This window comes from Streptomyces sp. NPDC002403 (genome assembly GCF_053593015.1).
On sequence record NZ_JBSFBQ010000012.1, the window covers coordinates 24,721 to 40,090 of the forward strand.

A 15,370-nucleotide genomic window follows, 5' to 3' on the forward strand; every position below is an offset into this window, starting at 1 on the left:
GCCTCAACGCGTTTCTACGCCCGTAGACACGTGCGTAGAGGAGAACGTAAGCCCCGTCACACAGCGGGGCAAGACCATCGCCGTGAACCGGCGGAGTCGATCATGTTTCACACCCGTGCGGTCCACACACCCGGCCGGCCGGGTGTGCGGGGGCGGCCGGGGCGCAGCCCGTCGTCTCCACCCGGGGGCCGCCGGCGGTGCCACCAGGACTTCTCCTGCTCGCCATGGCCGCAGTCCGCCACCAGGTCCTCGTCGATCCCCCTGCACCGGCTCCCGGGCCGTCGCTCCCCCGCACCGGTTTGTATTCTCGGCAGGAGCCCCCTTCCGAGCGGCACCTGCGAGAGGAAACACCACCATGACCACCGAGCTGAGCCCCGACGCCCTGTCCGGGCTCCTCGACCGGGCCCGCCAGGACTACCAGGACCTGGCGGATCTGGGCCTCTCGCTCGACCTCACCCGGGGCAAGCCCGCCCCCGAGCAGCTCGACCTCTCCGAGGACCTGCTGAGCCTGCCCGGCGGACGGCACACCTCCGCCGACGGCACCGACGTACGCAACTACGGCGGGCTGCAGGGGCTGCCCGAGCTCCGGGAGATCTTCGCCGGGGTGCTCCAGGTGCCGGCCGACCAGCTGATCGCGGCCGGGAACTCCAGCCTCGAGCTGATGCACGACTGCCTGGTGCATGCACTGCTGAGCGTGGTGCCGGGCGCCGAGTCGCGCTGGGTGGACCAGGAGCGGATCGCGTTCCTGTGTCCGGTGCCCGGCTACGACCGGCACTTCGCGCTCTGCGAGCGCTTCGGGATCGACATGATCCCGGTGCCGATGACCGCCGACGGCCCGGACATGGAGGTCGTGGAGCGGCTCGTGGCCGAGGACCCGACGGTCAAGGGCATCTGGTGCGTGCCGAAGTACAGCAACCCCGACGGCGCCTGCTACAGCGATGCGACCGTGGCCCGGCTCGCCTCGATGGACACCGCCGCTCCCGACTTCCGGATCTTCTGGGACAACGCCTACGCCGCCCACCACCTCACCGACGAACCCGTCGGGATCGCCGATCTGCTGGCCGCCTGCGCCGGGGCCGGCAACCCGGACCGGGCCTTCGTGTTCGGCTCCACCTCGAAGATCACCACGGCGGGCTCGGGCGTCGCGTTCTTCGGCTCGTCGCCCGCGAACCTCCAGTGGCTGCTCGGCAACAACTCCAAGCGTGCGATCGGCCCGGACAAGGTCAACCAGCTGCGGCACGTGCTGTTCCTGCGCGACGCCGACGGGGTGCGGGGCCACATGGAGCGCCAGCGCGCCCTGCTGCAGCCCAAGTTCGAGGCGGTGGCCCGGATCCTGGACGCCGAGCTCGGCTCCACCGGGCTCGCGGCCTGGACCTCGCCCAAGGGCGGGTACTTCGTCACTCTGGAAGTGCCGGACGGCTGCGCCAAGGAGGTCGTACGCCGTGCCGCCGAGGCGGGCATCGTGCTGACCCCGGCCGGTGCCACGCACCCGTACGGCGACGACCCGCGCGACGCGGTCATCCGGATCGCGCCCAGCTACCCGGGGCTCGCGGAGCTGGAGCAGGCGATCGCGGGGCTCGCCGTCTGCGTCAGGCTCGTGGGGTACGAGCAGCGGGCACGCTGAGCATCCCGTCAACTCCCGCCGCCTTTCTTCCCGTCCGGGTGATCTGCGGTATTTCGGGAGGATTCCGGATCGGTCTGGGCAGGCTCCGGGCGACCGAATCCGGAAGGGGATGTGGTGGGACAGTCACGCGAGTACGGGCGCGCCATCAGCGAGGGGCCGACACCGGCCGATGCTGCGGGCGCGCCCGCCTTGCCCTATCCGAGCGGCTGGGCCGCGCTGGCGTTCTCCGAGGAGCTGCGGCCGGGCACCGTGCTCACCCGCCCGCTGGCGGGTCAGGACGTGGTGCTGTACCGGCTGGGCACGGGGGCGGTCCGCGCCGTCCGCCCGTACTGCCCGCATCTGGGCGCCCACCTCGGGCTGGCGAGGGTCGACGGGGACGATCTCGTGTGCCCCTTCCACTTCTTCGCGTTCGGCCCGGACGGCACGTGCGTGCGCACGGGCTATGACACGACGCCGCCGCGGTCGCCGTTGTCGCAGCTGCCGGTGCACGAGGTCAACGGCGCCGTGTTCGTCTGGCGGCATCACGACGGACGTTCTCCGGACTGGTTCATCCCCGACTGGCACAGGATCGGTCACCGGCCCGCGCGGAGCGCGGCCTGGGAGTTGGCCGGCAATGTCCAGGAAGTCATCGAGAACTCGGTGGACCTCGGGCATTTCGCCACCCTGCACGGCTGGGAAAGGGCCGAGATCGGCGGGCCCGTGATCTACGACGACGCCGCTTTCCATGTGTCCATGCGGGCCCACGAGTCGGCACCGCTGCTGGGCAGTTTCGTCGTCGATGTGGACGTGGACGGCTACGGACTCGGCTGTCTGCACGCCGATGTGCACACGCCCCGGCTGGGACTGCGGATGTGCACGATGGTGATGCCGACGGCGATCGCACCCAACCGGATGCAGTTCCGCCAGCTCAACCGCATCTCCTTCGCCGAGCCGGCCAGGCTGCCGGCCCCGCTCGCCCGCATGGTGAGCCGCACCGCCGCCAGGCTGCTGGACCGCGCGGTTTTCCGGTCCAGTTGTGAGTTCACCGCCGCGGACTTCCCGATCTGGCACCACAAGCAGTACCAGCAGCCGCCCCGGCTCGCTCCCGGCGACGGCCCGATCGGCCCCTTCCGGCGCTGGGCCCGGCGGTTCTACCCACCGCAGCCCGGGAAGGACCGCGTGACGCGGCTCGATCACATCGCGCAGGCCGACGGGGCCGAGGTGTCCTGAGAGCCGGTGGCGGACCGCGCTGCGCTTCGGGCAGGATCTCGCGCATGGTTTCGGTATTGCAGAATGTGGCGATCGACTGTGCGGATGCCTATGAGCTGGCCCGGTTCTGGAGTGAGGTGCTCGGTCGTCCGCTGCATCGGGACGACAATCCGGGTGATCCGGAGACCGAGGTGATGCTGCCGGAGGGCCCGCTGCTGCACTTCAACCAGGTGCCGGAACCGAAGACGAGCAAGAACAGGTTTCATCTGTGCCTGCGTCCGAAGACCACGCGCGAGGAGGAGGTCGAGCGGCTGCTGGGCCTCGGGGCCACTCTCGTCGACGATCGCCGGGAACCCGACGGCGCCGGCTGGGCCGTTCTCGCAGACCCGGAGGGCAATGAGTTCTGCGTTCTGCGCAGTGATTCCGACCGTGCGGCGATGTGCTCCTGAGGCTCGCGCGCGCAACGGCCGGAGGTTCCGGGGGGTGCACGCAGTCATGCGCCGATGGCCGCGCATCGCCTCGTGACGCACCGCGGCCTGTGCGGCGCTCCCTCAGGGCGCGCCCGCGATGCCCGCCACCCGCAGCGCGTGGGCGATGTCCCGCTCCGTGGCCGGTGACACCGCTCGGGCCGCATCCAGCAGTCGCGGGACGAGACGGCGCGGATCGCCCGCCGCGATCCGCGCCGCGTCCCGGGGAGTCCGTACGCGGACGAAGGCGCCCAGCAACGCCCGCGCCTGCGCCCCCTGCCCCGCCCGCTCCAGGGCCACCACCGCGTCGGCGATCTCCCCGGCCGGCCTCGCCACCCCCTGGCGCAGCAGTTGCCCGCAGTCCTCGGGGCGTCCCGCGGCGTCCAACGCACCGGCGGCCGCGGCCAGTCCGGCGGGCGGCAGCGAGGACACCTCCCACAGCAGGGTCGCCCAGTCCGCTCCGAGGCCCGCGCGGTGCAGTTCGACGGCGAGCGCCGGCAGCCGCTGCGCGGGCCAGCCGGCCGCCTCGCAGAGCACCGCGTGGGCCTCGCCGCTGCGGCCCGCGGCCCGCAGCCGGCTGAGCCGCTCGACCACCCCCGCCACGGCCCGGCGCGCTTCCGGGTCCGGGGCCGCGGCACGGAAAGGGGGCGCGGACGCGTCGTCGTCGGCCGGGGCGGCGGCGAAGCGGGCTCCGCGCGGAACGGCGGCGGTGGCGGGCAGGACGGGGGCCGTCACGGCCGGGGCGTCGTCGGAGTCATCCACGTCGAGCCCCGCGAACCGGGCACCGCGCGGCTTCCCACGCCCGGGGGCGGCGGACCGAGGGGACTGCGCCGGGACTTCCGGGGCGGGCGCGGCCTCGCCGGCCCCGGCCGGCGACTCCGTACGGAACCAGGTCTTCGGCACCGACACCGCGGCCAGCCGTGCGCGCAGTTCCGAGCAGCGGGCCGTGGCGCGTTCGTGGTCGTCCCTGGCCCAGGCGACCGTCCGAGTGTCGGGGTCGGTCGTGCCGTCGGCACCGGCTGCCCGGAGGCGCCCGGCCGCGTGCTCCTGCTCCCGCAGCATCAGCTCCAGCCGCTCGACGAGCATCTGCCGCCCGCCGGGGCGCCGGTCATGGGCGGCCACCGAAGCGGAGTACAGCTCGGCGCCCCGTACCGACTCGCGTTGCGCGAAGGCCGTACCGCGCACGGCCGCCAGGTCCTGGAGGAGGGACTCCATCACGTCCCAGGGCGGAATCTCGACGCCGTCGAGGCAGGCGCGCATCCCGGCAGGATCGCGCCTGCGGAAGAGGCCGTACCAGCCGCTCCCCTGATCCAGCAGCCCCACGACATCCCGCAGGTACTGTGCGAACTCCCGTACTTCCCCAGCATATTGATGCTCTGTCATTTTCGCCCTCGCCGACGTCGGCCGGAGCCTTCCAGTCCGCGAGCATTCGACATCAGCCGTGTTACGCCACGGCTACGCGGGGTTTTCGGGCGCGATGCGGACCCGATCGGGCCGCCGGGACCCTACCCCGCCAGTGGCACCGCTTCCGGCTCCGGGGCGCAGCGGGTGAGGATCTCGTCCATCGAGAGCCCGAGCGCCCCGGCCAGCGCCGCGACCGTGAAGAAGGCGGGGGTGGGGGCGCGGCCCGTCTCGATCTTGCGCAGCGTCTCGGCCGAGATTCCGGCGCTCGCCGCGATCTCGATCATGCTGCGGCCGCCGCGCGCCTCACGCAGCAGCGCTCCGAGCCGCTCGCCGCGGCGGCGCTCTTCCGGGGTCAGGGGCGTTCGTACCATGCCGTCATTCTAATACCGCCGAGACCGGCATAGTAATTGGCATGGTGCAGCTCAAGGCGGACACATCCGTCGAAGCCATGCGCGAGACCGGCCGGGTCGTCGCCCAGGTCCTGACCGCCGCGCGGCAAGCCGCGACGGTCGGCACTTCCCTGCGCGAACTGGACGAGGTCGCCCGCGAGGTCCTGCGCGAGGCCGGCGCCGGGTCGCCGTTCCTGAACCACCGGCCGCATTTCGCGCCCACCCCCCTTCCCCGCCGTGATCTGCGCGTCGGTCAACGACGCGATCGTGCAGGGCATCCCGACCGACCAGCGGCTGCGCGACGGCGATCTGGTGAGCATCGACGCGGGCGCGACGCTGGGCGGCCGGGCCGGCGACTCGGCGATCAGTTTCACCGTCGGGCGCGCCCGGCCCGCCGACACCCGGCTCGTCGAGACGGTCTACGAGGCGCTGGACGCGGGCATCGCGGCAGCGGTCGTCGGCAATCGGATCGGTGACATCGCGCATGCGATCGGCACGGTCTGCCGCGGTGCGGGATACGGCATCCCGGAGGGCTTCGGCGGCCACGGCGTGGGCCGTTCGATGCACGAGGACCCGGGCGTCCCCAACGAGGGACGACCGGGTCGCGGCATGCCGCTGCGGCACGGGATGGTGCTGGCGATCGAACCGATGCCGATCGGCGGCGGAACGGATGCCTTCCACCCGGACCGGGACGGCTGGACGCTGCGCACGACCGACGGCAGCCGCGCCGCGCACGCCGAGCACACGGTGGCGATCACCGACGACGGCCCGCGCATCCTGACCGCGCCGTGACGCCCCGGTACCGGCTCCGGCCCCGCTCTAGTTGTTCTGGATGAACTGCTTGGCGAGGGCGTCGCCGGCGGTGACGGCCGCACTGTGGCTCTCGATCGGCGACACCTTGGAGTTCTTGAACAGGATGTAGGTGACGCCGGACTCGGCGCCTCCGGTCTCCGGGTCCGGGTCGATGCCGAGGGCCTTGGCGGTGGCGTACGAGGCCTCACCGATGATCTTGTCGGGTCCGGTGTCGCCGACGACCGCGTACTCGACCTTGTTGTTGTAGATGACGGCGACGACGCCACCGCCCTTGATGCCGGCATCGCTGTAGTTCCAGATGCCGCTGATGCTCGGCACGACGACGTACGGCAGCTTCTCGGCGTTCAGCGGCTTTCCGGCGGAGGTCTCGAACGCCGTCCCGTTCTGGAACCACGGGTCGGTGTCCTCGTTGCAGGCGGCGGTGATCTCACCGTCGCAGTCGATGTCCATGTCGGCCTTCCAGAACACGGCACCGTTCTTGCCGCAGACCGGGATGGTCGCCGAAGTCTCCTCGTCCGTCCGGTACTTGCCGTTGGATATCTGCGAACACGAGGTGACCTTGGCCAGCAGATCGGCCGCGCTGACGGAACCCTCCCTGAGGTCCGCCCCGGCGGGGTTCGCGCCCCGGACCGGACCGGCGTGGGCGACAGGGGTCAGGGTGACGGCCGCGAGCAGGGCGGCGCCGGAGGCAGCGAGGGCGAGCGTTCGAGTACGCACAGTGGGGGTGCCCTTCCATTAGGAAACTTTCCTTACCGACGCGCACAACATGGCCCCGGTCGGATGCCGCCGTCAAGACCACGGGGCCGGTTCCCCGTGAACGATCACGGAGAACCGGCCCCGCATGAAGCGCTATTGACTGTTCGTCAGCTCAAGCGGTCGCGCGCCGTCACGGGCGTCCGCTCGGGTTGACGACCATCGCCGAGCCCCCGCCCCGGCGCACCTTCTCCGCGGCCGCCAGCCACCGTCCGTCCGGCAGTCGCTGCACACCCGTGGCCGCTCCGATCTCCGGGTTGAGCTTGAAGGCATGCCCCAGCGACTCCAGTTGCGCCCGGAGCGGGCTGTTCCACAGCTCCGGTTCGAGCTCCGTCGTCGCCGAGTTGCGCTGGCTGGCGCGCGGTGCCGCGATGGCGTCGACCAGCGGGAGTCCCCGGTCGACCGTGCCGATGAGCGACTGGAGCACGGTGGTGATGATCGTGGCGCCTCCCGGCGACCCCAGCGCCAGCACCGGCTCACCGTGCTTCAGCACGATGGTCGGCGAGATGGACGAGCGCGGGCGCTTGCCCGGACCGGGCAGGTTCGGGTCGTGGACGGCGGGGTTGGCGGGCGCGAACGAGAAGTCCGTCAGCTCGTTGTTGAGCAGGAAGCCACGCCCCGGCACGGTGATGCCGCTGCCGCCGGTCTGCTCGATCGTCAGGGTGTACGCGACGACGTTGCCCCACTTGTCGGCCGCGGTCAGATGGGTGGTGTTCTCCCCCTCGTACGTCGTCGGGGCGGCTGTTCCGCCGGCCTCGCAGTCGGCCGGATGGATCGGGTCGCCCGGCGCGAGCGGGCTGGTCAGCACCGCGTCGTCCTTGATCAGGCACTCCCGCGCGTCGGCGAACCGCTGGCTGAGCAGTTCCCGCGTCGGCACGTCCTCGAACGCCGGGTCGCCCACCCAGCGCCCGCGGTCCGCGAAGGCGATCCGGCTCGCCTCGATGTAGCGGTGCAGATACCGCGCCTCGCTCGCCTTCGAAAGGTCCGTGGACTCAAGGATGTTGAGCGCCTCGCCGACACTCGTGCCGCCGGACGAGGAGGGCGCCATGCCGTACACGTCCAGGCCGCGGTAGCCGGTCCTCGTCGGAGCCTGCCGCAGCGCCCGGTAGGACCTCAGGTCCTTCGTGGTGAGGTCACCGGGCCGCACCACCCGGGTGGCGTTCGGGTCGACGGGCGGGTTGCGGACGGTCCGTACGACGTCGTCGGCCAGCTTGCCCCGGTACAGCTCGTCGACACCCTTGCGGCCCACCTCTTCATAGGTGCGCGCCAGGTCGGGATTCTTGAACACGGATCCGACCACCGGCAGTCGGCCGCCGGGGAGGAAGAGCTTCCTGGTCGCCGGGAAGTCGGCGAACCGGGCCTGATTGCCCTCGGTCTGCGAACGGAACGTGCTGTCGACGACGAAGCCGTCCCGGGCCAGCCGCTCGGCCGGCTTCAGCACCTGTCGCAGCGACTTGCTTCCCCAGGTGTCGAGCGCGGTGTCCCAGGTGGCCGGGGTGCCCGGGGTGCCCACAGCCAGGCCGCTGGTCACCGCCTCGTCGAAGGCGAGCGGTTTGCCGTTCTCCAGGAACAGCGAGGAGTCCGCGCTGCGCGGCGCGGTCTCCCGGCCATCGATCGTCTCCACGGTGTGTTTCTTGGCGTTGTAGTAGACGAAGTAGCCGCCTCCGCCGAGCCCCGCCGAATAGGGCTCGGTCACACCGAGCGCCGCCGCGGTCGCCACGGCCGCGTCCACCGCGTTGCCGCCCTTGCGGAGCACCTCGATTCCGGCGGCCGAGGCGTCGGCGTCGACACTGGCCACCGCCCCTCCGTAGCCCACCGCGACAGGTGACTTGGGCGGCGGAGCCGACGGTGGCGCGGACGAGGACGGGGCAGCCGCCCCGACCGTGACGACAGCGGCGAGAACAGCCGACAACGACACATTCCGCGCAACGGAACGTCGCATGCGCACCTCCAGTGCAGGATCGTCCGCGCAGGGTAGCGCCGTGCCGCCCGCCCCGTCAGGACCGCCGTGAAGCCGAGCCCGCACATGCCCGGTGCGGGCCTGCCGCCGAGGCGGTCCCCGCACCGGCGCAGGCTTTTGGCCCGTCGCCGGTGCCCTCGGTCGCCGCTGCCTGCGGGTACGCACGGCCACAGGTCACTTGCGGGCGACGAACCCCCACTGATCGACGGGCTCGGCACCGTCTTCGACCGGGTCGGCACGCCACAGGGAGATGGACCCGAACCCCGGGTCGACCAGCTCCATCCCGTCGGCGCTCGCGAGGATCTCCTCGGGCCGGCGCACCAGGTAGGCCGGAGTGTCTCCGGCCGCGTAGGCCTCCTGGGCCGCCAGTGTCTGCGGGGTGGCGACCGTGTCGCACAGGACCAGGTAGCTTCCTGCCACCGTGCCTGCCATGTAACGGCGCATGAGGTCGATACCGGCCTGGGGCTCGACGTGTCCCAGCGTGGACAGCACCATGACGGCCACGGGCTGTGTCATGTCCAGGGTGCGGGACGCCTCCTGGAGTACTCGCTCGGCTTCCAGCATGTCCGCGTGCACATAGTCCGTGACCCCGTCCGGCGCGCTCGTCAGCAGGGCGCGGGCATGCGCCAGGACCAGCGGGTCGTTGTCGACGTAGACGATGCGTGCCTTCGGCTGGACGCTCTGGGCGACCTCATGGGTGCTGTTCTGGACGGGGAGCCCGGTTCCGATGTCGAGGAACTGGGTGATTCCCGCTTCGTCGGCCAAATACCGCACCGCACGTGCCTGGAAGGCCCGTGACGCACGGGCGAGATCCCTGGTCTGGGGGTAGCTCGCTATGACCTGGTCCCCCAGTTCCTGGTCGACCGGGTAGTGGTCCTTGCCTCCGATCCAGTAGTTCCATACGCGGGCCGAGTGCGGGACGCCGCTGCGGATCCGGGCTTCGAGCTCTGTCTGCTCAGTCATTTCGGTTCTCGTCTCGTAGTGTCTGAAGGGCCGCCGCGGCGGCCGACGCCCCGTGTGATCGCCCCCGTACGTCCCGGACGGACGGAGCGCCGGGTTCAGCTGATCGACAAGGTACCCGAACCGTCGCCGGCCCCGTCCGGCACGTCTCCCCCTTTGGTGCACACCCGAGTTGACCGTGCGTGTGACACCGGCGGGCGCGGGCACGGATCACACCGAGCAGCGGGCCGGTCCGATGACGCCGTCGGTGCCGACCACCTTCACCGCCTCGCCCCGGTCCGCGGTGCGGGCCTGTGCGGCGGTGCAGATCAGCTGCTGGCGGGCGACCTCGGAGAGTGTGGTGACGGCCGTCTTCAACAGGACCAGGACCCCGTCCGGGCCCAGCTCGATGTTCAGATCGACGCGGGCGTAGGGGAGTTCGGTGCGCAGGCCGCTCGCGATCTCGCTCTTGTTCGGTCCCTCGAAGAGCTGGGAGACGGCCCGGCCGGGCCCGCGCCACGCCGTGTCCGTACCGCCCGCCCAGGTGTCTTCCTGCGGCATCTCGATGGGCCGTACGACGGGCATCAGCCGGTTCGCGGACGAGGAGGAGACGAAGTAGAGCAGCGTGCTCTGCTCGCGTCCCGGAGCCACCTCTACGATCGCCGGGTCGCCCACCTCGACGACGTCCGTGGCCCGTATCCCGCACCCGGTCGCCAGCAGGGCGAGGGGCAGCAGGGCGCCGAGGGCGCGTACGCCTCTCATGGCCCCTCCAGCGGCAGTTCCACGGTGAGGACCGCACCGCCCCCGGGCCCGCCCGCGGCGCGCACGGTGCCGCCGTGCAGCCGTACGTTCTCCTGGGTGATCGCCAGTCCGAGTCCGCTGCCGGCCGAGCGGGTACGGGCGGCGTCGGCCTTGTAGAACCGGTCGAAGATGTGGGGCAGCACGGCGGGGTCGATACCGGGGCCGCTGTCCGCGACGTCGACCACCAGCCGGTCCGCCGCGCCGCTCCGCTCGGTGCGCAGCCGTACGGTGACGGGCTCCGCACCGTGCCGCAGGGCGTTGCCGACGAGGTTGGCGATGACGACGTCGAAGCGGCGCGGATCGATCATCGCCCGTGTTCCGTCGGGGAGTTCGGCGCCGACCCGGTCCTCCCAGTGCCTGTTCTGCAGGGTCTTGCGGATCGCCTCGGCGACATCGACCTCGTCCAGGTGGAGGTCCGCGGCCCCGGCGTCGAAGCGGGAGATCTCCATCAGGTCCTCGACGAGGGTGGCGAGCTTGCCCGTCTCGGCGCTGATCAGCCGGACGGCCGCCGCGGTGTCGGGGTTCAGCTGGGCCGCGTCCTCGTCGAGCACCTCGGTGACGGCGAGCATGCCGGCGAGCGGGGTGCGCAGCTCGTGCGAGACGTCGGAGGCGAAGCGCCGGGCCCGCACCTCCGCCTGCCGGAGCTCGGCCACCGACTCCTGCAGCTTCGTCGAGGAGTCGTTGAACGTCCGGGCGAGTCCGGCGAGTTCGTCGGAGCCCCGGACCTCGATCCGGGTGTCGAGCTCGCCCCGGCCGATGCCCGCTGCGGCCCGCCGCAGATCGCGTACCGGGCGCAGCACACTGCGGGCCGCGAGCAGTGCCGGCACCAGTGCGATCAGGAGGGCGGGCAGGGCTCCGTCGCGGGCCGCGGTGACCATGGCTTCGACATTGGCCTCCTCGGTGGCGAGCCGCATCACCGCGTAGAGGACCAGCCCGGTGGGCTGGCCCCCGTCGCCGCGGTCGATGAGGGCGGGCATCCCGACGGTCAGCCAGGGCTCGCCGTCCTTGACGACCCGTTGGAAGGAGCCGTGCGCGCTGCCGCGGGCGGCGGCCTGCAGTTCGGGCGTGATCACCTCGGAGGTGGGCCGGTTCGAGGAGGAGACCCGGATCGTCCCGTACTCGGCGAAGACGACCCAGGGATGCGGCTTGCCCTCATTGGCCAGGCTCCGGCAGGCCCGCCGCAGCTGTTCCTCGTCCACCGGCAGGGTCACGGCCTGGGCGCCGATCCGGTCGCGGAACTGGTCGACGGCCGTGTCCTGGGCCTGCTGGAGGATGGCGGAGCGGGCCTCGCGGTAGGTGAGGGTGGCGGTGGTGGCGGCGCTGATCGCCGCCACCAGGAGGAAGGCGCCGACGAGTCGGGTGCGCAGTCCGAACCGGGCGGCGAAGAGCTTCATCCGAGCGGTCCGAAGCGGTACCCGAAGCCGCGGACGGTCTGGATGTAGCGCGGGCTGCCCGCCACGTCCTCGATCTTCTGCCGCAGCCGCCGTACACAGGCGTCGACCAGGCGGGCGTCCCCGTGGTAGCTGTGCTCCCAGACGTATTCGAGGAGCTGCTGCCTGCTGAAGACCTGCTCGGGCGAGGCCGACAGGTGGAGCAGCAGTTTCAGTTCGGAGGGGGCGAGCAGGACGCGCCGACCGGCCTTGGCGACCGAGAGCCCGGCCCGGTCGACGGCCAGTTCGCCGTGGATCTCGGTGCCGCCGCGTCCGGCCGGTTCGGCGAGCCTGCGCAGTACGGCACGGATCCTGGCCTCGATCACTTCGGTACGGGCCGGCTTGACGATGTAGTCGTCGGCGCCGGCCTCCAGCCCGACGACCACGTCGAAGTCGTCGCCCCGGGCCGTGAGCATGATGATCGGCAGCTGGCTGGTCTCACGTATCCGGCGGCAGACCTGCACGCCGTTCATGGCGGGGAGCATCAGATCGAGGAGGACCAGATCGGGCCGGAACTCCCCCAGCGCGGCCAGCCCCGCCTCACCGCTCTCCACGGCGCGCAGTTCGTGGCCGCGCCGCCGCAGCCCCAGCTCGACCCCTTCCCGTACGGAGGGGTCGTCTTCGATCAGCAACACGCGAGGCATGGCAGCAGTATCCCAGCGATCAAGAAATGGATTCGAATGGGTGAGCGGGCGGGTCCGTCCGGCGGGGTCACGCCCGCCGCAGCCGCTCCCGGCCCGCCTCGATCACGGCGCCGACCTCCCGCAGTCGCAGCGGCCGGGCCAGCAGCGCCACCGTGAGCAGGAGCACGAAGGAGCCCGCGCCCACCGCCGCGAAGTCCCCGAGCCCCGCGCAGCTCCGGGCGGCCAGGTACCCCAGCAGCCCGGCGGGCACGGACGCCGCCACCAGCCGGAGCTGCGCCCACAGCGCGGACGAACGCAGCGGTGAGGTCGCGGCGGCGCCGCCCCGGCCGAGCCTGCGGTGCAGCACGTACGCGGTGGCCGCGAAGCCGGCGAACAGCGCCACGGAGTAGGCGCCGGCCATCCCCGTCACGGCCCAGCGGACCGGCAGCAGGAGGTACGCGGCGGCCGAGAGGCCTGCGTTGAGCGCCGCGATCACCAGATTGAGGAAGAACGGCGTGCGGGTGTCGCTCATGGCGTAGAAGGCCCGGGAGAGCACGTACTGCCCCGAGTAGGCGACGAGTCCCGGCGCGAACGCCATCGTCATGCCCGCCATCACGGCGATGTCCGCGTCGTCCGTGGCCCCGTACCCGTACACCGCTCCCATCACCCACGGCGCCAGCGCGAACAGCAGCGCCACCGCGGGCACCACCACGGCGGCCGAGGTGCGCAGGGCGTACGAGACGTCGCGCCGCAGGCCCGGCAGGTCGTTGTCGGCGGCCGCCCGGCTCATCCGGGGCATCAGCGCGGTGACGAGCGAGACGGTCACGATGCCGTGCGGCACCACCCACAGCTGATAGGCGTAGCTGTACGCGGTGTAGCCGGCGCCGCCCGCCAGTTCCATGTCGGCGGCGCGCTGGCCGATGGTGGTGGAGAGCCGGGTCACCACCCAGTAGGCGATCTGATTGGTCAGTACGAGGGTGACCAGCCAGCCGGCCGCGCGCAGTGGCCGGGTGAGGCCGCTGCCCCGCCAGTCGAACCGGGGCCGCCAGCGGAACTCGGCGGCGCGCAGCGCGGGCACCAGAGCGAGGGTCTGGACGATGATCCCGGCCGTCGTGCCCCAGCCCAGCCACCGGGTCTGTGCCGGGGTGAGCGTGCCGTGGGAGCCCGCCGCGACGGCGAGGTAGATCCCGAACACGGCGATGATGACGATGTTGTTGAGGACCGGGCTCCACATCATCGCGCCGAACCGGCCCCGGGCGTTGAGTACTTGCCCGAGGAGGGTGAACAGCCCGTAGAAGAGGATCTGCGGCAGGCAGTAGCGGGCCAGGGCGACGGTCGTGTCCGCCTGTGCGCCGTGGTAGCCGGGGGCGTAGACCGCGACGATCCACGGGGCGGCGAGGACGGTGATGCCGGTGAGGGCGAGGAGGCCGACGGTGCAGAGGGTGAGCAGCCGGTCGGTGTACGCGGCCCCGCCGTCGGCGTGGTCCTTCGCCGCCCGCACCAGCTCCGGGACGAACACCGCGTTGAGCGCGCCGCCGATGAGCAGGACGTAGAGGATGTTGGGCACGGTGTTGGCGACGTTGTAACCGTCTGCCTCGAGTCCGGTGCCGAGCGCGGCGACGACGACCGCCGAGCGTATGAAGCCGGTCGCCCGGGAGACGACGGAGCCGGCCGCCATGACGGCGCCGTTGCGCAGCACCGAGCGGGGTTTGTCCTCCGCGACCGTCGCGGTGGTCGCTCCGGTGGCCGTCATCGGCGGGCCAGGTACGCCTGGAACGCCCGGTACAGGGTGTTGTTCGTGGCTCCGCCCACCGATGTCTCCCACTCTCCGAGCGTCTCGACGACCTGACCGCCGGTGCCGAGTTTCCAGCGGAGCAGCCCGAAGGGACGGTCGTCGGGGTCAAGGGTGGAGGGTACCCCGCGCATGTCGTGCACATCGGCGCCGAGCCCGTGGGCATCGAGCATCATCCGCCACTGCAGCGCGTTGCTGGGGCGGACCTCGCGACGGTGGTCGGCGGAGGCCCCGGTCTGGTACCAGACCCGCCGGCCGGTGCTGATCATGGTGTGGGCGGCCAGGATCTCGCCCTGGTGGACGGCGAGGTAGAGCCGCATCCGGCCGGGCTGTTCGGCGTTGAGAACGGCGTACTGCCGCTGGTAGTAGGCGAGGGAGCGGCCGAGCCGGAAGCCGTCGCGCTCCTCGGTGATCCGCAGCAGCCGGTGGAACTCGGGGAGCTCGGACTCGCCGCCGATGACGATCCGCACCCCGGACTTCTCGGCCCTGCGGACATTGCGGCGCCATTCCTGGTTGAGCCCCGACCAGAGCCGGCCGGGGGTCCGTCCGGCGAGCGGCACGTGGAAGACATGGCGTGGCTGCGCGTCGGCGTCCTCGCCGGCGTCGCCGCCGCAGCGCTGCCAGCCGCGCGCCCTCAGCCGTTCGGCGACGGCCGCGCCGAGCGGGTCCACCTCGCTCGCCAGCACGTCGGAGAGCTTCCGGCCCGGCCCGGTGGCCGCCTTGAGGCGGCCGGTGTCCCAGCGGCGGTACGCCGGTGAGGGGCCTATCCGTACGGCGAAGGCGCCGGCCCTGCGCAGATGCGCCATGAGCGGACCGAGCCAGTCGTCGAGGTCCGGGTCGGCCCAGTCGGCCACCGGGCCCTCGGGCAGATACGCGAAGTACTTGCGGGTTCCCGGGAATTGCCGGTAGAGCACCAGGGCGGCGCCGGTCAGTTCACCGGATCCGCCGTGCCAGCCGACCATTTCGGAGGTCCAGCGGTCCTTCACCCCGGCCCAGGACGGGTACTGCAGAAAGCTCGCCCCGGGACGGGTGGCCAGGAACGCCCGGTGCTCGGCGGCGGTCAGTCCGCGTATCCGCGGCTCCTGGTCATGGCGGCGGTCTCCGGTCGCGAGCAGCGCTGACATGATTCGTGGCCCTCCCTGGTCCGCCCCGCTGTCGGCTCCGCGGGGCCGCACAGGATGCTCACA

13 protein-coding genes and 1 pseudogene are annotated in these 15,370 nt (G+C 71.9%); 4 read left to right on the forward strand and 10 right to left on the reverse strand.

What is annotated here, in order from left to right; all coding sequences use genetic code 11:
* Positions 1–355: 355 nt before the first annotated feature.
* The 3 genes from ACWCPY_RS15975 (at position 356) to ACWCPY_RS15985 (ending at position 3,261) form a co-directional block, all read left to right on the forward strand.
* Positions 356–1,624 carry an aminotransferase class I/II-fold pyridoxal phosphate-dependent enzyme gene (locus tag ACWCPY_RS15975; RefSeq protein WP_451265274.1) on the forward strand — a complete coding sequence of 423 codons (1,269 nt, stop codon included), beginning with the start codon at positions 356–358 and terminating at the stop codon, positions 1,622–1,624.
* A gap of 114 nt (positions 1,625–1,738) precedes the next feature.
* Positions 1,739–2,833, forward strand: a complete 1,095-nt coding sequence (locus ACWCPY_RS15980) for a Rieske 2Fe-2S domain-containing protein (RefSeq protein ID WP_451265276.1) — start codon at positions 1,739–1,741, stop codon at positions 2,831–2,833.
* 44 nt (positions 2,834–2,877) lie between these two features.
* Positions 2,878–3,261, forward strand: a complete 384-nt coding sequence (locus ACWCPY_RS15985; protein WP_451265278.1) for a VOC family protein — start codon at positions 2,878–2,880, stop codon at positions 3,259–3,261.
* 102 nt (positions 3,262–3,363) lie between these two features.
* Here the strand turns inward: ACWCPY_RS15985 and ACWCPY_RS15990 are convergent, their stop codons facing one another.
* Complete coding sequence (locus tag ACWCPY_RS15990) at positions 3,364–4,662, reverse strand: hypothetical protein (protein WP_451265280.1); 1,299 nt, start codon at positions 4,660–4,662, stop codon at positions 3,364–3,366.
* 122 nt (positions 4,663–4,784) lie between these two features.
* Positions 4,785–5,054 carry a helix-turn-helix domain-containing protein gene (locus tag ACWCPY_RS15995; RefSeq protein ID WP_072486073.1) on the reverse strand — a complete coding sequence of 90 codons (270 nt, stop codon included), beginning with the start codon at positions 5,052–5,054 and terminating at the stop codon, positions 4,785–4,787.
* A gap of 41 nt (positions 5,055–5,095) precedes the next feature.
* Between ACWCPY_RS15995 and map the strand changes: the two are divergent.
* Positions 5,096–5,864: pseudogene (gene map / locus ACWCPY_RS16000) on the forward strand (type I methionyl aminopeptidase).
* 27 nt (positions 5,865–5,891) lie between these two features.
* Here map and ACWCPY_RS16005 read toward each other — a convergent pair.
* The 8 genes from ACWCPY_RS16005 to ACWCPY_RS16040 all read right to left on the reverse strand — a co-directional run bounded on the left by ACWCPY_RS16005 (position 5,892) and on the right by ACWCPY_RS16040 (position 15,307).
* The gene (locus ACWCPY_RS16005) at positions 5,892–6,602 is read right to left on the reverse strand and encodes a glycoside hydrolase family 75 protein (protein ID WP_451265282.1); all 711 of its coding nucleotides are present in this window, start codon (positions 6,600–6,602) and stop codon (positions 5,892–5,894) included.
* Between the two features lie 169 nt (positions 6,603–6,771).
* The gene (ggt, locus tag ACWCPY_RS16010; protein ID WP_451265284.1) at positions 6,772–8,580 is read right to left on the reverse strand and encodes a gamma-glutamyltransferase; all 1,809 of its coding nucleotides are present in this window, start codon (positions 8,578–8,580) and stop codon (positions 6,772–6,774) included.
* A 192-nt stretch (positions 8,581–8,772) separates the two neighbouring features.
* On the reverse strand, positions 8,773–9,561 hold the full coding sequence (locus tag ACWCPY_RS16015) for an SAM-dependent methyltransferase (RefSeq protein WP_451265286.1): 789 nt from the start codon (positions 9,559–9,561) through the stop codon (positions 8,773–8,775).
* Positions 9,562–9,768: 207 nt separating this feature from the next.
* On the reverse strand, positions 9,769–10,299 hold the full coding sequence (locus ACWCPY_RS16020) for a hypothetical protein (RefSeq protein WP_451265288.1): 531 nt from the start codon (positions 10,297–10,299) through the stop codon (positions 9,769–9,771).
* The gene (locus tag ACWCPY_RS16025) at positions 10,296–11,732 is read right to left on the reverse strand and encodes an ATP-binding protein (RefSeq protein WP_451265289.1); all 1,437 of its coding nucleotides are present in this window, start codon (positions 11,730–11,732) and stop codon (positions 10,296–10,298) included. The genes ACWCPY_RS16020 and ACWCPY_RS16025 overlap by 4 nt, the downstream gene beginning before the upstream one ends.
* Positions 11,729–12,412 carry a response regulator gene (locus ACWCPY_RS16030; RefSeq protein ID WP_451265290.1) on the reverse strand — a complete coding sequence of 228 codons (684 nt, stop codon included), beginning with the start codon at positions 12,410–12,412 and terminating at the stop codon, positions 11,729–11,731. Before ACWCPY_RS16030 ends, ACWCPY_RS16025 begins: the two co-directional genes overlap by 4 nt.
* Positions 12,413–12,479: 67 nt before the next feature.
* A complete protein-coding gene (gene murJ / locus ACWCPY_RS16035; protein ID WP_451265292.1) occupies positions 12,480–14,144 on the reverse strand; it encodes a murein biosynthesis integral membrane protein MurJ in 1,665 nt (554 codons plus the stop codon).
* Entirely contained in the window at positions 14,141–15,307 is a 1,167-nt protein-coding gene (locus tag ACWCPY_RS16040; RefSeq protein WP_451265294.1) for a lipid II:glycine glycyltransferase FemX, read from the reverse strand. Before ACWCPY_RS16040 ends, murJ begins: the two co-directional genes overlap by 4 nt.
* Positions 15,308–15,370 lie beyond the last annotated feature (63 nt).